Below are 15,386 nucleotides of genomic sequence, written 5' to 3'. Positions count from 1 at the left end.
CCACTGACCCCAAGGTCGAACCAGTGCTACTTGGGGCTGTCATCCTCTCCGATGTGGTGGACGCGTACCAGATTCGTCGTGCCCGACACCCCGGGCGGCGAGCCGGCCGTGATGACCACGATGTCGCCCTTCTCGCAGCGGCCGTACCTCAGGAGCAGCTCGTCCACCTGGTCGACCATCGCGTCGGTGGAGCCGACGTGCGGGCCCAGGAACGTTTCTACACCCCAGGTCAGGTTCAGCTGGGAGCGGGTGGCCGGGTCCGGGGTGAAGGCCAGCAGGGGGATCGGCGACCTGTAGCGCGACAGGCGGCGGACCGTGTCGCCGGACTGGGTGAAGGCGACCAGGAACTTGGCGCCGAGGAAGTCGCCCATCTCCGCCGCCGCGCGGGCGACCGCACCGCCCTGGGTGCGGGGCTTGTTGCTGTCGGTCAGGGGCGGCAGCCCCTTGGCCAGGACGTCCTCCTCGGCCGCTTCGACGATGCGGGACATCGTCCGGACCGTTGCCACGGGGTACTTGCCGACGCTCGTCTCGCCGGAGAGCATCACGGCGTCCGTGCCGTCGATCACGGCGTTCGCCACATCCGACGCCTCCGCTCGCGTGGGGCGGGAGTGGTCGATCATCGAGTCGAGCATCTGGGTGGCGACGATGACCGGCTTGGCGTTGCGCTTGGCCAGCTTGATGGCGCGCTTCTGGACGATCGGGACCTGTTCCAACGGCATCTCGACGCCCAGGTCGCCTCGCGCGACCATGATGCCGTCGAAGGCGGCGACGATGTCGTCGATCGCCTCGACCGCCTGGGGCTTTTCGACCTTGGCGATGACGGGGAGGCGGCGGCCTTCCTCGTCCATGATGCGGTGGACGTCGTCGATGTCGCGGCCGCTGCGTACGAAGGACAGGGCGATGACGTCGAAGCCGGTGCGCAGGGCCCAGCGGAGGTCCGCCTCGTCCTTGTCGGAGAGGGCCGGGACCGACACGGCGACTCCCGGCAGGTTCAGGCCCTTGTGGTCGGAGACCATGCCGCCTTCGACGACGGTGGTGTGGACGCGGGGGCCGTCGACGGCGGTGACTTCGAGGCAGACCTTGCCGTCGTCGACGAGGATGCGTTCACCGGGGGTGACGTCGGCCGCGAGGCCCGTGTAGGTGGTGCCACAGGTGAGCCGGTCGCCTTCGACGCCTTCTTCGACGGTGATGGTGAAGGTGTCTCCGCGTTCAAGGAGTACGGGGCCTTCGGTGAAGCGGCCGAGTCGGATCTTCGGGCCTTGAAGGTCGGCGAGCAGTCCGACGCTGCGGCCGGTCTCGTCGGAGGCCTTTCGCACGCGCTGGTAGCGCTCCTCGTGTTCGGCGTAGGTGCCGTGGCTGAGGTTGAAGCGGGCTACGTCCATTCCGGCGTCGACCAGGGCTTTGATCTGGTCGTACGAGTCGGTGGCGGGGCCCAATGTACAGACAATTTTTGCTCGACGCATGGTTTGAGCCTAGGCCTTACCGGCCGGTAGGGAATTGGCCCAGCATGACTACTCAACAACCTTTACGTGAAGCCTTATTGACAACAGTTGAATTGTGCGCAGGGGTGCTCTGATGAGCGGATCGGGGCTGCGCGGCATCCCGGCGCCGCATGAGTCCGGGGATGCATATATCTATGCCTGTGCCGCCGCCCGTCCGGATCGGTCGGTGGTGATGCAGATCCTCAAGGCGACCGCCATAGATCCTCATGACAACTTCAGGACGGGGGAAACGACCGAGCGATCCGGGCACCATTGACCATGGTCCCAAGCGTCCCCCGAATGCGCATGTGTTGATTACGGAGGGGGCTGGACGAAGAAGAATGCCACCCGCGCGGTTATGGCCGGCGCCGCGCCTCTGGCGGGCCATGGCAGTCGCGCCGAATTCCTTCGCGGCCGCGGGGAAACCGGCCGGGACGGTGCACCCGATACATCGCCCGCCGGACCTCACCACCACGGTCAGCAACGGCAAGGCGGCTTTCGTGCGGGATTCGCACAAGAGGGTGTACGGCGATTCCGGTGTCACCCTGTCGCTTTCCGTCGCGAAGGGCCACACCTGGACGGGCACCTTCACGTAGCTGAAAGGTGCCCCAGTCGCAGAAGAGCGGGTGGCTCGCGCCGGGCTCGCAGGGGTACTCCATGAAGTGGAAGACCACCCGCACGAAGGGTGACTGCTCGGGCGAGCAGACCCTCGGTTCGGGCACCGCCAAGCTGCCGGCGAAGTCGCCGTACATCAAGCACTCCTGATGACGCGTTGAGGTGGTTGAGGTAGTCGAGGTGGCGGTGAACAGAAATCTGCTCGTGCCGGTCGGCGCTCTGGCCGTGCCGGCGGCGGTCCTCAGCGGCTGCACGTCCTCGGAGGGCCGGTCGGTGGCCTCGGCCCACTCGTCGACGCCATCGACCACCACACCGAGCCCCACTCCCACTCCCACTCCGAGTCCGAGCCCGAGCCCGAGCCCGAGTCCGAAGGCCTCAGCGCTCAGCGATCCGCTGGGAAGCCCTCTGCCGTTGGGGACGGTGGTCCTGGCGCCTCTCGGTGGGAGCCGAGTTTCCGTCGCCCCCCATGAAGCCGTCGTGCCCCGCCCTTACAGCTCCGGCGGTGCCATCGTGAATCGGGCGTTGACCTGGGCGTAGACGTGCTGGCGTTGGGGTTCGAGGTCGAGGGGTTCGGTTTCCTCGGGGGCGGCTCCGGCGAAGGACACGGAACGCATGGCGCGGCCCGGGGCGGCGGCGTAGGGCTGGGTGTTCTCGGCGCCGATGTCGGCGAGTTCGACGAGGGCGGCGAGGGTGGTGCCGAGGGCTTCGGCGTATTCGCGGGCGCGTTGGACGGCTTCGCGGACCGCTTGCTGGCGGGCTTGGCGGTGGGAGGGCGAGTCGGGGCGCAGGGCCCACCAGGGGCCGTCGACCTGGGTGAGGTCGAGGTCGGCCAGTCGGGTTGTCAGTTCGCCGAGTGCGGTGAAGTCGGTGAGTTCGGCGGTGATGTGGACGCGGCCGTGGTAGGCGCGGATGCGTTCGCCGCGGCCGTGTTTGGTGAGTTCGGGGCTGATGGAGAAGGCGCCGGTCTCGACGCGTTCGACGGCGTCGCCGTAGGACTTCACCAGGTCCAGTGCGGTGGCGTTGCGGTGGGTGAGGTCGGCGAGGGCTTCTCGTCGGTTGGTGCCGCGGGCGCTGACGGTGATGCCGATGCGGGCGATTTCGGGGTCGACTTCGAGGTGGGCTTCCCCGCGGACGGCGATGCGGGGGGATTCGGGGGTTCCGTAGGGGACTGCGGGTCGGGGTTCCTCTGCGGTGGGGGCCATACGTCCCACTCTGTCACCGGAAGGGTGGTCGTGGTGCTCGCTGGTCACCAGATGGAAACCTCCAGGACCTGTTCTGGAGTGTCATGTGTGGGTCAGAATCTACGCGCGTCGTTGACCATTCCCCAAGGAGCCATAGACATGCCGTTGAATCGCCGGAAGTTCTTGAAGAAGTCCGCCGTGACGGGTGCGGGGGTGGCGTTGACCGGTGCGGTCGCCGCTCCGTCCGCGCAGGCGGCCCCGGCGGCGACGGGCCGGAAGCCCGCGAAGAAGCGGTACTCCCTCACGGTGATGGGCACGACGGACCTGCACGGGCATGTCTTCAACTGGGACTACTTCAAGGACGCGGAGTACAAGGACACCGCGGGCAACGCGCAGGGTCTGGCGCGGATCTCGACGCTGGTGAACGCGATCCGCAAGGAGAAGGGGCGTTGCAACACGCTCCTCCTGGACGCGGGCGACACGATCCAGGGGACCCCGCTGACGTACTACTACGCGAAGGTGGACCCGATCACCGCCAAGGGCGGTCCGGTGCACCCGATGGCGCAGGCGATGAACGCGATCGGGTATGACGCGGTGGCGCTGGGCAACCACGAGTTCAACTACGGCATCGAGACGCTGCGGAAGTTCGAGTCGCAGTGCCGTTTCCCGCTGCTGGGTGCGAACGCGCTGGACGCGAAGACGCTGAAGCCGGCCTTCCCGCCGTACTTCATGAAGACGTTCCGCGTGCCGGGTGCGCCGTCGGTGAAGGTGGCGGTGCTGGGGCTGACGAACCCGGGTATCGCGATCTGGGACAAGGCGTACGTCCAGGGGAAGTTGACGTTCCCGGGCCTGGAGGAGCAGGCGGCGAAGTGGGTGCCGAAGCTGCGGTCGATGGGTGCGGACGTGGTGGTCGTGTCGGCGCACTCCGGTTCGTCCGGGACCTCGTCGTACGGTGATCAGTTGCCGTACGTGGAGAACTCGGCGGCGCTGGTGGCGCAGCAGGTGCCGGGGATCGACGCGATTCTTGTCGGGCATGCGCATGTGGAGATCCCGGAGCTGAAGGTCACCAACACCAAGACCGGTAGGACGGTGGTGCTGTCCGAGCCGCTGGCGTATGCGGAGCGGCTCTCGGTGTTCGACTTCGAGCTGGTCTTCGAGAAGGGGAAGTGGCAGGTCGAGTCGGTGGCGGCCGGGGTCCGCAACTCGAACTCGGTGGCCGACGACCCGAAGATCACCCGGCTGCTGAAGGACGAGCACGATCTGGTGGTGACGTATGTCAACCAGGTCGTCGGCACGGCCACGGACACCCTGACGACGGTCGAGGCGCGTTACAAGGACGCTCCGATCATCGACCTGATCACCAAGGTGCAGGAGGACGTGGTCAAGGCGGCGCTGGTCGGCACGGAGTATGCGTCGCTGCCGGTGATCGCGCAGGCCTCGCCGTTCTCGCGGACCTCGGAGATCCCGGCGGGCAAGGTGACGATCCGGGATCTGTCGAGCCTGTACGTGTACGACAACACGCTGGTCGCGAAGGTGCTGACGGGTGCGCAGGTGCGGGCGTACCTGGAGTACTCGGCGAACTACTTCGTGCGGACGGCGGCCGACGCGGTGGTCGACACGGAGAAGCTGACGAACGCGAACAACCGTCCGGACTACAACTACGACTATGTGTCGGGGCTGCGGTACGACATCGACATCGCGCAGGCGGAGGGTTCGCGGATCAAGAACCTGACGTACAACGGTGCGGCGCTGGACGACGCGCAGCAGTTCGTGTTCGCGGTGAACAACTACCGGGCGAACGGTGGCGGTGCGTTCCCGTATGTGGCGTCGGCGAGGGAGGTCTGGTCGGAGTCGACGGAGATCCGGACGCGGATCGCGGAGTGGGTGACCGCGAAGGGTGTGCTCGACCCGAAGGAGTTCGCTTCGGTGGACTGGAAGCTCACGCGGGACGGCACGCCTGTCTTCTGAGTCCTGCCCGGGGCTCTGAGAGCTTCCGGGGTGATACGTCCACGACGCCGGCGATGGTTTTCGCGCCGGCGTCGTCGGCTTTTCGCGTGTCGGGGATGTGCCAAGGGGTGTGCCCGGGTGTGCCGGGGTGTGCCGGGATTTTCCTAGCGTCCGTCGACGAGCGGTGTCAGGGTCTGGGTGGTGTGGCGGGCGGTCGGGACCTGGAGCTGGGGTTCGAGTCCGAAGGTGGTGAAGGCCGTCCGGCGCGGGAGCGGGTAGGGGTCCTTGCCGGTCAGTGAGTTGAGGATGGTGGCACTGCGCCAGGCGGCGAGGCCGAGGTCGGGGGTGCCGATGCCGTGGGTGTGGATCTCGGCGTTCTGGACGTAGACGTGGCCGGTGACGGCGGGGGCGAGGACGAGGCGGAACTGCTCGTCGATGCGGGGGCGTTCGGCGCTGTCACGGCGCAGGTAGGGGTCGAGTCCGGCGAGGATCCGGCCGAGGGGGCGTTCGCGGTAGCCGGTGGCGAGGACGACGGCGTCGGTGGTGAGGCGGGTGCGGACGCCTTGCTGGGCGTGTTCGAGGTGGAGTTCGACCTTGGTGGTGGCGACGCGGCCGGCGGTACGGACGGTGACGTCGGGGGTGAGGACGGCGTCGGGCCAGCCGCCGTGGAGGGTGCGGCGGTAGAGCTCGTCGTGGATGGCGGCGATGGTGTCGGCGTCGATGCCTTTGTGGAGTTGCCATTGGGAGGCGACGAGGCGGTCGCGCACGGGTTCGGTGAGGGCGTGGAAGTAGCGGGTGTAGTCGGGGGTGAAGTGTTCGAGGCCGAGCTTTGAGTACTCCATGGGGGCGAAGGCCTCGGTGCGGGCGAGCCAGTGGATCTTCTCGTGTCCTGCGGGGCGGTTGCGCAGGAGGTCGAGGAAGACTTCGGCGCCCGACTGTCCGGCGCCGATGACGGTGATGTGCTCGGCGGTGAGGAAGCGTTCGCGGTGGGCGAGGTAGTCCGCGGCGTGGATGACGGGGACGCCGGGGGCTTCGACGAGGGGCTTGAGGGGTTCGGGGATGTGGGGTGCGGTGCCGACGCCGAGGACGATGTTGCGGGTGTACGTCCGGCCGAGTGCCTCGGCTTCTCCGTCGCTGTCGAGTTGGGTGAAGTCGACTTCGAAGAGGTTGCGTTCGGGGTTCCAGCGGACGGCGTCGACCTGGTGGCCGAAGTGGAGTCCGGGGAGGTTGCCCGCGACCCAGCGGCAGTAGGCGTCGTATTCGGCGCGCTGGATGTGGAAGCGCTCGGCGAAGTAGAAGGGGAAGAGGCGGTCGCGGTCCTTGAGGTAGTTGAGGAAGGACCAGGGGCTGGCGGGGTCGGCGAGGGTGACCAGGTCGGCGAGGAAGGGGACTTGGAGGGTGGCGCCGTCGATGAGCAGGCCGGGGTGCCAGTCGAAGCCGGGGCGTTGTTCGTAGAAGACGGTGTCGAGTTCGGGGAGGGGGTGGGCGAGGGCGGCGAGGGAGAGGTTGAACGGGCCGATGCCGATGCCCACGAGGTCGCGGGGCGCGTCGGGCTCGTGGGGTGGGGGGAGGGGCGTCGGGCTCATCGGGGTGTGTGTCCTTCCACCAGTTTCAGGAGCGCGGCCAGGTCGCCCGGCCGGGTGTGGGGGTTGAGGAGGGTGGCTTTGAGCCAGAGGCGGTCGTCCAGCAGGGCCCGGCCGAGGACGGCGCGGCCTTCGTGGAGGAGGGTGCGGCGGACGGCGGCGACGGTTTCGTCGGAGGCTTCGGCGGGCCGGAACAGGACGGTGCTGAGGGTGGGCGGGTCGTAGAGCTCGAAGCCGGGGTGTGCCTCGACGAGGTCGGCCAGTTCGCGGGCGCGGGCGCAGACCTGGTCGACGAGCGCGCCGAGTCCGGCCCGCCCGAGGGTCTTGAGGGTGACGGCGATCTTGAGGATGTCGGGGCGTCGGCTGGTGCGCAGGGAGCGGCCGAGGAGGTCGGGGAGGCCTGCTTCGGTGTCGTCGTCGGCGTTGAGGTAGTCGGCGCGGTGGTCCAGGGCGGCGAGGTCGTGGGGGTCCTTGACGACGAGGAGGCCTGCGGCGACGGGTTGCCAGCCGAGTTTGTGCAGGTCGAGGGTGACGGTGTGGGCGCGGTCGAGTCCGTGGAGCTTGGTGCGGTGGTGGTCGCTGAAGAGGAGGCCTCCGCCGTAGGCGGCGTCGATGTGGAGGCGGGCGCCGTGGGCGGCGCAGAGGTCGGCGATGTCGGGCAGGGGGTCGATGAGTCCGGCGTCGGTGGTGCCGGCGGTGGCGGCCACGAGGAGGGTGCTGCGGGAGCCGTGCCCGCGGCGGAGCCGTTGATCGCCGAAGTCGGTCAGGGCTTCGTCGAGGGCGGCGAGGTCCATGGTGCCGGCGGGGGCGGGGACGACGACGGGGTCGGGCAGGCCGAGGAGCCAGGCGGCGCGGGGCAGGGAGTGGTGGGCGTTGGCGCCGTGGATGAGCCGCACACCGGCGTGTGCCTCCCGGGCGAGGAGGAGGGCGAGTTGGTTGGACTCGGTGCCGCCGGTGGTGACGAGGGCGTCGGCCGCGTTGATCTCCTGGGCGAGGGTTCGGGTGACGAGTGCTTCCAGTGCTGAGGCGGCGGGGGCCTGGTCCCAGGAGTCCATGGAGGGGTTGAGGGCGGAGACGGCGAGGTCGGCGGCGGTGGCGACGGCGAGGGGTGGGCAGTGCAGGTGGGCGGTGCACAGGGGGTCGGCGGGGTCGGCGGCGCCTTCGGCGAGGGCGCGGACGAGGACGTGCAGCGCGTCGGCGGTTCCCCGTTCGGGCAGTACGTCGCCGACGGTGTCCCGTACGCGCCGGGCCACGCTCTCGGGTCCGCCCTTGGGCAGCGGTCCCCCGCGGGCTTCGCTGCCCTCGCGCAGCGCGTCGAGCACGGTGTCGAGCAGCGGCCGCAGCGCGCCGGGGCCGTCGGGACCTGAGGCGAGGGGCGGCGTGCTCATGGGGCGTCCTCCGGTGGGCGCGCGGCAGGGGGAGTACAAGCCTGTACGGGGAAGGGGGCGGCGCGCCCTGAAAGGTCAACGATCCGACCCGAAAGGGGGTACTGCCGTGCGGAGGAAATGTGGGCGTCGGGCGGGGGTGCTACGCGGGTTGGCGGACGGATTCCCTCGCCCCCGCCGCCCCTACCCGTCCCATCCCTGGGGGCTCCGCCCCCAGACCCCCGAGATCGGCCTGAACGGCCTCGTCCTCAAACGCCGGACGGGCTGAAAGATCCGGGCCTGCGCCCAAGGCTTTCAGGGGCGCGGGGAACTGCGCGACCAGCCCCCACCGGCCGTCAGCCAAAAACCTCCGGACGCCCGGGGGATCCGGGGCACAGCCCCGGCCTCAGGGGCGCGGGGAACTGCGCGACCAGCCCCCACCGGCCGTCAGCCAAAAACCTCCGGACGCCCGGGGGATCCGGGGCACAGCCCCGGCCTCAGGGGCGCGGGGAACTGTGCGGGCAACGCCCGCCCACCCGCAGCCGATGAACACGGGGGCGGGTGGGCGGGTGGGATGGTCGGGCCGGTGGGTCGGCTAGGTGTTTCGTACCTTCAGCGCCCGTGCGAGGTCGTCGAGTTGGTCGACGAGTTTGCGGCGCAGGGCGGGGATGGGGTCGGCCTCGCGCAGACAGGCCTCGCCGAGAGCGAGGGTTTCGGGGGTGACGGAGTGGGCCGGGAAGGCCCAGCGTCCGGCGGCCTCGGCGATGGCGGGGCCCCGGCGGGCGGCGAGGGCGACGGCTTCGGGCCAGTAGCGCTCGACGTACTCCCGTACGAGGTCTGTCTGTTCGGGCTGCCAGAAGCCCCGCGCGGTGGCGGTGAACAGGTAGTTGGAGAGGTGGTCGGAGCCGAACATCTCCGCCCAGGCGCGTCGTTTGGCCTCGGGGTCGGGCAGCGCGGCGCGGCAGCGGGCGGCGCCCTCCTGGCCGGTGGCGCTGGGGTCCTGGACGAGTTCGGCCTCGATGACGGCGTCGTCGACGGCGCCGAGGACGGCGAGCCGGCCGAGGATGCGCCAGCGCAGTTCGGGGTCGAGTTCGGGGCCGCCGGGGACGGTCCCTTCGGAGAACCAGGCGCTGATGGTGTCGGGGTGGGCGGCGACGTCGATGAAGTGGCGTACGGCGGTCAGGCGCAGGCCGGGGTTGGAGCCGTCCTCGGTGCGGCGGATGAGGTCGCGGCACAGGTCGGTGAGGGTGGCGAGGGCGGTGGGACGGTCCTCGGCGGGGAGGTAGCGGTCGGCGACGTGGGCGGCGGCGAACGTCAGGACGCCCTGGACGAGGGCGAGGTCGGTCTCGTGCGGGAGGTGGGCGCGGGCGGCGTCCACGTAGGCCATGGCGGGCAGTTCGCCGTCGCGGACGGCGTCGCGCAGGGCGTTCCAGACGACGGCGCGGGTGAGTGGTTCGGGCAGGCCGGACAGGGCGGTGCGGACGGTCCGGAAGGAGTCGGGGTCGAAGCGGACCTTGGCGTAGGAGAGGTCGCCGTCGTTGAGGAGGAGCAGGGCGGGGCGGCGGCCCGTGCCGAGCTCGACGGATTCGGCCTGCGGTACGTCGAGTTCGAAGCGGTCGCGCGGGATCAGTCGGTTCTGCTCGCCGGGGACGGTGTCGTAGGCGCCGACGGCGATGCGGTGCGGGCGGCTGCCTTCGCGGTCGACGGTGAGGTGCCAGTGGCCGTCGGTCTCCTCGATCACGGGCCTGAGGGTGTCGACGCCGGTGGTGCGCAGCCAGGCGTCGGCCCAGGCGTGTACGTCGCGTTCGGTGGCGGAGGCGAGGTTGTCGATGAAGTCGGCGAGGGAGGCGTTGGCGAACTTGTGGCGGGCGAAGTGGGCGTTGATTCCGGCGAGGAAGTCCTTCTCGCCGAGCCAGACGACCAGTTGGCGCAGGGCGGAGGCGCCCTTGGCGTAGGAGATGCCGTCGAAGTTGAGCATGGCGGACGCGGTGTCGGGGACGGCGTCCGGGTCGGGGGCGACGGGGTGGGTGGAGGGGCGCTGGTCGGCGTCGTAGCCCCAGGCCTTGCGGGAGACGCCGAAGTCGGTCCAGGTGTCGGTGAAGCGGGTGGCTTCGGTGAGGGTCTGGTAGCCCATGTACTCGGCGAAGGACTCGTTCAGCCAGATGTCGTCCCACCAGCGCAGGGTGACGAGGTCGCCGAACCACATGTGGGCCATTTCGTGGGCGATGACCATGGCGCGGGTCTGGCGCTCGGTGTCGGTGACGGCGGAGCGGTAGACGAACTCGTCGCGGAAGGTGACGAGGCCGGGGTTCTCCATGGCGCCGGCGTTGAACTCGGGGACGAACGCCTGGTCGTAGGAGTCGAAGGGGTAGGGCTCGTCGAACTTCTCGTGGTAGCGGTCGAAGCAGGCGCGGGTGACGTCGAGGATCTCGTCGGCGTCGGCGTCGAGGTGGCGGGCGAGCGAGCGGCGGCAGTGGATGCCGAAGGGCAGGCCGCGGTGCTCGGTGCGGACGGAGTGGAAGGGGCCCGCGGCGACGGCGACGAGGTAGGTGGAGATCAGGGGGGTGGGGGCGGCCTGCCAGCGGCCCTCTCCGAGGTGTTCGGTGACGCCGTTGGCGAGGACGGTCCAGCCGTCGGGGGCGGTCACGGAGAGCGCGAAGACGGCCTTCAGGTCGGGCTGGTCGAAGGCGGCGAAGACGCGCTGGACGTCTTCCATGAACAGCTGGGTGTAGACGTAGGTCTCGCCGTCGGTGGGGTCGGTGAAGCGGTGCATGCCCTCGCCGGTGCGGGAGTAGCTCATGGCGGCGTCGACGCGCAGTTCGTGCTCGCCTGCGGTGAGGCCCTTGAGGGGCAGGCGGTTCTCGTCGAGGGTCTCGGGGTCGAGGGGCTGCCCGTCGAGGGTGATGGAGCGCAGTTCGGCGGGCTTCAGCTCGACGAAGGTGTCCGCGTCGGCACGGGCGGTGAACCGGATGACGGTCAGGGAGTCGAAGGTCTCGTCCCCGCGGGTCAGATCGAGTTCGATCCCGTAGTGGTGGACGTCGAGGAGCTGGGCACGGGTCTGCGCTTCGTCGCGCGTCAGTACGGACATGGGGACATGCTGCCTGATGGCTCCGACAGGGCACAGAGGTGGACCGGTATGCGATGTTTGCCCCTGCCCTTTCACGCCGGGTGCGTCCGGTGGTCAGGGGGTGCGCCCCTGTTCCCGTGCGCCGGTGTGGCCGTCGCGTTGCCCGGGGACGCGGGTGTCGGGGTGCGGGCGGCCCGGGGCGGGCGGCGCCGTGTGTTCCTTGAGCCGGGTGCGCAGCTCGCGCACCTCCTCCTCCAGGGCCCGGCGGCGCTGGTGGGTGTCGTACAGGTAGCGGACCTTGGTGCGCAGGGCCCAGGGGTCGACGGGTTTCATGACGAGGTCGGCGACGCCGAGGCCGAAGGCGGTGGCGGACAGTTCGGTGTCCGGGCCGAAACCGGTGAGCAGGATGATCGGAATGTGCTGGGTCTGTTCCAGGCGGCGCATGTAGCGCACGACGTCGAGGCCGCTGACGCCGGGCATGCGCACATCGAGGAGGAGCAGTCCGACGTGGCCGCGCAGGACTTCCTTGAGGGCGCCGTCGCCGCTGGTGGCGCGGGTCATGAGGTGGCCGAGCGGGGCGAGGGCGCTTTCGAGCGCGTAGAGCGTGTCCTCATGGTCGTCGACGATGAGGATCCTGGCATCCGACGGCATGGCCCGACATCCCCTCGATCGGGCACACACCGGCCTGGGCCGTACGGACGGCCGGCGTGCGCCCTCGGGCCCGTACGGACGGGTGGCATGTGCCCCTGGCCTGATACCTGACAGGGAGTGCTCACGCAGGATGCACGCTGGGGGCGCCCGGTGTCACTCCCCCGTGGCCGTGCCGGGCTGTCCGGCGCCGTCCGCGATGCGCTCGTGGTGGCGGATGACCTCGGCGATGATGAAATTCAGCAACTTTTCCGCGAAGGCCGGATCCAGCTTGGCGTTCTCGGCGAGGCTGCGCAGCCGGGCGATCTGGTGGGCCTCACGGGACGGGTCGGCGGGCGGCAGCTGGTGCGCGGCCTTGAGATGGCCGACCTGCTGGGTGCATTTGAAGCGTTCGGCGAGCATGTGGACGACGGCGGCGTCGATGTTGTCGATGCTGTCGCGCAGCCGGGCGAGTTCGGCCCGCACGGCGGGATCGACCTCGCCGCCCGGCCCGTCGGCCGCGTCATGGGTGCCGTTGGTGTTGCTGGTGGTCATGAGGACCCACCCTACGTGGCGTGCAGGCGCTCGATCATGGGCGGATCGTCGGGGTCGGGTATGCGGTGGCTCCAGCCGCCGGGGAGGGTGCGGCCCTGCTGTTCGCGGAAGCGGACCGGGGGGATGCCGACGCGACGGGTGAACAGCCGGGAGAAGTAGGCGGGGTCGTCGTAGCCGACCCGTCGGGCGACGGCGCCGACGGGCAGTTCGGTGGCGGCGAGGAGTTCCTTGGCGCGGCCCAGGCGGATGCCGAGGAGGTAGTCCTTGGGGCTGCAGCCGGCGCCGCGCCGGACCGCGGCGCGCAGTTCGGCGGGGGTCATGCCGTGCCGGGCCGCGTGTTCGGCGACGGACAGGGGCTGGAAGGCGTCGCGGGCGAGGGCGTGCAGGACCGGGTCGCCGTCCGGGGCGAGGTCGGCGCGGGCGCGGCGCAGGGCGACGAGGAGTTCGTGGACGGCGGCGCCGGTCTCGACTTCGAGGAGGGGGTTGCCGCGGCGGGCGGCACGGGCGATGCGGCCGACGGTGGCGCGGGCTCCGGCCGCGTCGGAGAGCGGCACGACGGGACGGTCGGGTTCGATGTAGCCGAGTTCGGTGTACGTGGCGGTGGCGGGCCCGGTGAAGTCGACGAAGCACTCGTCCCAGCTCGGGTCGGGCCCGTAGTGGTGGGGTACGCCGGGGGTGAGCCAGAGCAGGGCGGGCGCGGTGACGGCGTGGCGCTGTCCGTTCGGGGCGCGGAACCAGCCGCCGCCCGCGCTGACGACGACGGCCACGTGGTGGTCGAGGGTGCGGGGGCCGACCGTGGGCAGTTCGCCGTGCTGGAGGCCGACGCCGAGGCAGGCGAGGCCGAGCCGGTGGTGGGCGGGAGCGGGCGTGAAATACCGCATCCAGGTGTGGTACATCGCGCTCCCCCTCCTCCCACCCCCGCGGCCGGCGTCCGGCTTCCCCGTCCTCGCCCTCGCCCTCACGTCCGGCGCCCTCGTCCCGCTCGCGCCGTCGGCGTCACTCTTTGGTCCAACCAGAGCCGATCTTTGTCCATGGACGCGGTCACCGCCAGGGGTGAGGGTTGGGCGCATGAGCGAGTTCACGGTGGGGGACACGGATTTTCTGCTGGACGGGCGACCGGTGCGGCTGCTGTCCGGCGCGCTGCACTACTTCCGGGTGCGTGAGGAGCAGTGGGGGCATCGGCTGGGGATGCTGCGGGCGATGGGGCTCAACTGTGTGGAGACGTACGTCCCGTGGAATCTGCACGAGCCGCGCCCGGGCGAGTTCCGTGACGTCCGGGCGTTGGGCCGGTTCCTGGACGCGGCGCGGGAGGCGGGGCTGTGGGCGATCGTGCGCCCGGGCCCGTACATCTGCGGGGAGTGGGAGAACGGCGGGCTGCCGCACTGGCTGACGGGGCAGCCGCGCACCCGGGACGAGGAGTATCTGGGGCATGTGGAGCGCTGGTTCCACCAGGTGCTGCGCGAGATCGTGCCGCGGCAGATCGACCGCGGTGGCCCGGTGCTGATGGTGCAGGTGGAGAACGAGTACGGCAGTTACGGCTCCGACCAGGTGTATCTGCGCCGTCTGGCGGAGGTGCTGCGCGCCGAGGGGGTGAGCGTCCCGTTGTTCACCTCGGACGGCCCCGAGGACCACATGCTCGGCGGCGGCTCGATCCCCGGCGTCCTCGCGACGGCCAACTTCGGCTCCCGCGCGCGTGAGGCCTTCGAGATCCTGCGCCGGCACCGGCCCGAGGGTCCGTTGATGTGCATGGAGTTCTGGTGCGGCTGGTTCGACCACTGGGGTGGCGAGCACGTGGTGCGGGATGCCGGGGACGCGGCGGAGGCGCTGCGCGAGATCCTGGAGTGCGGGGCTTCGGTCAACCTCTACATGGCGCACGGGGGGACGAACTTCGCGGGCTGGGCGGGCGCGAACCGGGGTGGCGGCGCGCTGCACGAGGGTCCGCTGGAGCCGGACGTCACTTCGTACGACTACGACGCGCCCGTCGACGAGCTCGGGCGCCCCACGGAGAAGTTCTGGCGCTTCCGGGAGATCCTGGCCGAGTACGCGGACGGGCCGTTGCCCGATCTGCCGCCCGCGCCGACGCCGCTCGGCGCGTCGGCGGCGGTGGCGCTTCGGGAGTGGGCGTCCCTGGACGCCGTACTGGAGACGCTGGGGGGCCCGGCGGCCGAGTACCCCGTCCCGCCGACCTTCGAGGAGCTGGACGTGGACCGGGGCCTGGTGAAGTACGAGGTGACCGTCCCCGGCCCGCGACAGCCGTACCCGCTGCTTCTGCGCGGGCTGCGGGATCTGGCGGTGGTGTACGTCGACGGGGTGGCGGCCGGGGTGCTCACCGAGGACGAACCGCGGCTCAAGGAGCCCGTCGCGGGGCACGCGCGCGTGGAGATGTGGGTGGAGTCCCTGGGGAGGGTCAACTACGGGCCGCGCTCGGGCGAGCCGAAGGGCATCACCGGGGGGCTGCTGCACGAGCGGCAGTATCTGCACGGGGTACGGGCACGGGGGCTGCGACTGGACTCGCTGGACTCACTGGACGACGTCGACCCGGTCCCGTTCGGCGAACTCCCCGCGGACGGCGCCCGCGGCCTGTACCGGGGCACCGTCACGGTGCGCGGCGCCGGGGACGCCCTGCTCGAACTCCCGGGCTGGACCAGGGGGTTCGTGTGGATCAACGGCTTCGATCTGGGCCGCTACTGGTCCGTGGGCCCGCAGCGCTCGCTGTACGTCCCGGGTCCTGTGCTGCGCGAGGGTGTCAACGAGGTGTGGGTGCTGGAGCTTCAGGAGGCTCCGCGGCTTCCCGAGCCGTCGTCGTCGCCGGTGCTGCGCGGCCCGGCCCGGGGCTGACGGTCGGGGGCCGGGCCCGGACCCACCTCCTTCCGCGCGCACAGCAGGACACGACACGCGCGGCAGGACACGCAGGGCAGGGCGCCCGCGACCGTGGCAGGCCGCGGACGCCCACAAACCCGCGTGTG

11 protein-coding genes are annotated in these 15,386 nt (G+C 70.6%); 3 read left to right on the top strand and 8 right to left on the bottom strand.

Going from position 1 to position 15,386, the window contains the following annotated elements:
* Nucleotides 1-26: 26 nt before the first annotated feature.
* Nucleotides 27-1,463, bottom strand: coding sequence for a pyruvate kinase (pyk, locus tag RV986_RS38625; RefSeq protein WP_475921828.1), 1,437 nt, complete (start codon nucleotides 1,461-1,463; stop codon nucleotides 27-29).
* 404 nt (nucleotides 1,464-1,867) lie between these two features.
* On the opposite strand from pyk, the gene RV986_RS38620 reads away from it, so the two are divergent.
* Complete coding sequence (locus RV986_RS38620) at nucleotides 1,868-2,077, top strand: hypothetical protein (RefSeq protein ID WP_475921827.1); 210 nt, start codon at nucleotides 1,868-1,870, stop codon at nucleotides 2,075-2,077.
* Between the two features lie 507 nt (nucleotides 2,078-2,584).
* On the opposite strand, the gene RV986_RS38615 is transcribed toward RV986_RS38620, so the two are convergent.
* On the bottom strand, nucleotides 2,585-3,298 hold the full coding sequence (locus RV986_RS38615) for an SIMPL domain-containing protein (RefSeq protein WP_475921826.1): 714 nt from the start codon (nucleotides 3,296-3,298) through the stop codon (nucleotides 2,585-2,587).
* Between the two features lie 138 nt (nucleotides 3,299-3,436).
* Between RV986_RS38615 and RV986_RS38610 the strand changes: the two genes are divergently transcribed.
* Nucleotides 3,437-5,245, top strand: a complete 1,809-nt coding sequence (locus RV986_RS38610; protein WP_475921825.1) for a bifunctional metallophosphatase/5'-nucleotidase — start codon at nucleotides 3,437-3,439, stop codon at nucleotides 5,243-5,245.
* 143 nt (nucleotides 5,246-5,388) lie between these two features.
* Here RV986_RS38610 and RV986_RS38605 read toward each other — a convergent pair whose 3' ends face one another.
* From RV986_RS38605 to RV986_RS38580, 6 genes are all read right to left on the bottom strand, one after another.
* Nucleotides 5,389-6,810, bottom strand: a complete 1,422-nt coding sequence (locus RV986_RS38605; RefSeq protein ID WP_475921824.1) for a lysine N(6)-hydroxylase/L-ornithine N(5)-oxygenase family protein — start codon at nucleotides 6,808-6,810, stop codon at nucleotides 5,389-5,391.
* Complete coding sequence (locus RV986_RS38600) at nucleotides 6,807-8,195, bottom strand: pyridoxal phosphate-dependent decarboxylase family protein (RefSeq protein ID WP_475921823.1); 1,389 nt, start codon at nucleotides 8,193-8,195, stop codon at nucleotides 6,807-6,809. Before RV986_RS38600 ends, RV986_RS38605 begins: the two co-directional genes overlap by 4 nt.
* A 571-nt stretch (nucleotides 8,196-8,766) precedes the next feature.
* Nucleotides 8,767-11,259: an aminopeptidase N gene (pepN, locus tag RV986_RS38595; RefSeq protein WP_475921822.1), complete on the bottom strand. Its 2,493-nt coding sequence runs from the start codon at nucleotides 11,257-11,259 to the stop codon at nucleotides 8,767-8,769.
* A 93-nt stretch (nucleotides 11,260-11,352) separates the two neighbouring features.
* Complete coding sequence (locus RV986_RS38590) at nucleotides 11,353-11,889, bottom strand: response regulator (protein ID WP_475921821.1); 537 nt, start codon at nucleotides 11,887-11,889, stop codon at nucleotides 11,353-11,355.
* Between the two features lie 153 nt (nucleotides 11,890-12,042).
* Entirely contained in the window at nucleotides 12,043-12,420 is a 378-nt protein-coding gene (locus tag RV986_RS38585) for a chorismate mutase (protein WP_475921820.1), read from the bottom strand.
* A gap of 11 nt (nucleotides 12,421-12,431) precedes the next feature.
* On the bottom strand, nucleotides 12,432-13,316 hold the full coding sequence (locus RV986_RS38580) for a helix-turn-helix domain-containing protein (protein ID WP_475921819.1): 885 nt from the start codon (nucleotides 13,314-13,316) through the stop codon (nucleotides 12,432-12,434).
* A 172-nt stretch (nucleotides 13,317-13,488) separates the two neighbouring features.
* On the opposite strand from RV986_RS38580, the gene RV986_RS38575 reads away from it, so the two are divergent.
* On the top strand, nucleotides 13,489-15,258 hold the full coding sequence (locus RV986_RS38575; RefSeq protein ID WP_475921818.1) for a glycoside hydrolase family 35 protein: 1,770 nt from the start codon (nucleotides 13,489-13,491) through the stop codon (nucleotides 15,256-15,258).
* Nucleotides 15,259-15,386 lie beyond the last annotated feature (128 nt).

It is taken from the genome of Streptomyces sp. RLA012, from assembly GCF_056270325.1.
This window is presented reverse-complemented; position numbering and strand designations above follow the sequence as displayed.

Bases quoted from the DNA above. Each gene is read 5' to 3' on its own strand.
- RV986_RS38600 (WP_475921823.1), bottom strand. From the start codon at position 8,195: ATGAGCACGCCGCCCCTCGCCTCAGGTCCCGACGGCCCCGGCGCGCTG.
- RV986_RS38585 (WP_475921820.1), bottom strand. From the start codon at position 12,420: ATGACCACCAGCAACACCAACGGCACCCATGACGCGGCCGACGGGCCG.
- RV986_RS38575 (WP_475921818.1), top strand. From the start codon at position 13,489: ATGAGCGAGTTCACGGTGGGGGACACGGATTTTCTGCTGGACGGGCGA.
- RV986_RS38580 (WP_475921819.1), bottom strand. From the start codon at position 13,316: ATGTACCACACCTGGATGCGGTATTTCACGCCCGCTCCCGCCCACCAC.
- RV986_RS38620 (WP_475921827.1), top strand. From the start codon at position 1,868: ATGGCAGTCGCGCCGAATTCCTTCGCGGCCGCGGGGAAACCGGCCGGG.
- RV986_RS38615 (WP_475921826.1), bottom strand. From the start codon at position 3,298: ATGGCCCCCACCGCAGAGGAACCCCGACCCGCAGTCCCCTACGGAACC.
- RV986_RS38605 (WP_475921824.1), bottom strand. From the start codon at position 6,810: ATGAGCCCGACGCCCCTCCCCCCACCCCACGAGCCCGACGCGCCCCGC.
- pepN (WP_475921822.1), bottom strand. From the start codon at position 11,259: ATGTCCGTACTGACGCGCGACGAAGCGCAGACCCGTGCCCAGCTCCTC.
- RV986_RS38590 (WP_475921821.1), bottom strand. From the start codon at position 11,889: ATGCCGTCGGATGCCAGGATCCTCATCGTCGACGACCATGAGGACACG.
- RV986_RS38610 (WP_475921825.1), top strand. From the start codon at position 3,437: ATGCCGTTGAATCGCCGGAAGTTCTTGAAGAAGTCCGCCGTGACGGGT.
- pyk (WP_475921828.1), bottom strand. From the start codon at position 1,463: ATGCGTCGAGCAAAAATTGTCTGTACATTGGGCCCCGCCACCGACTCG.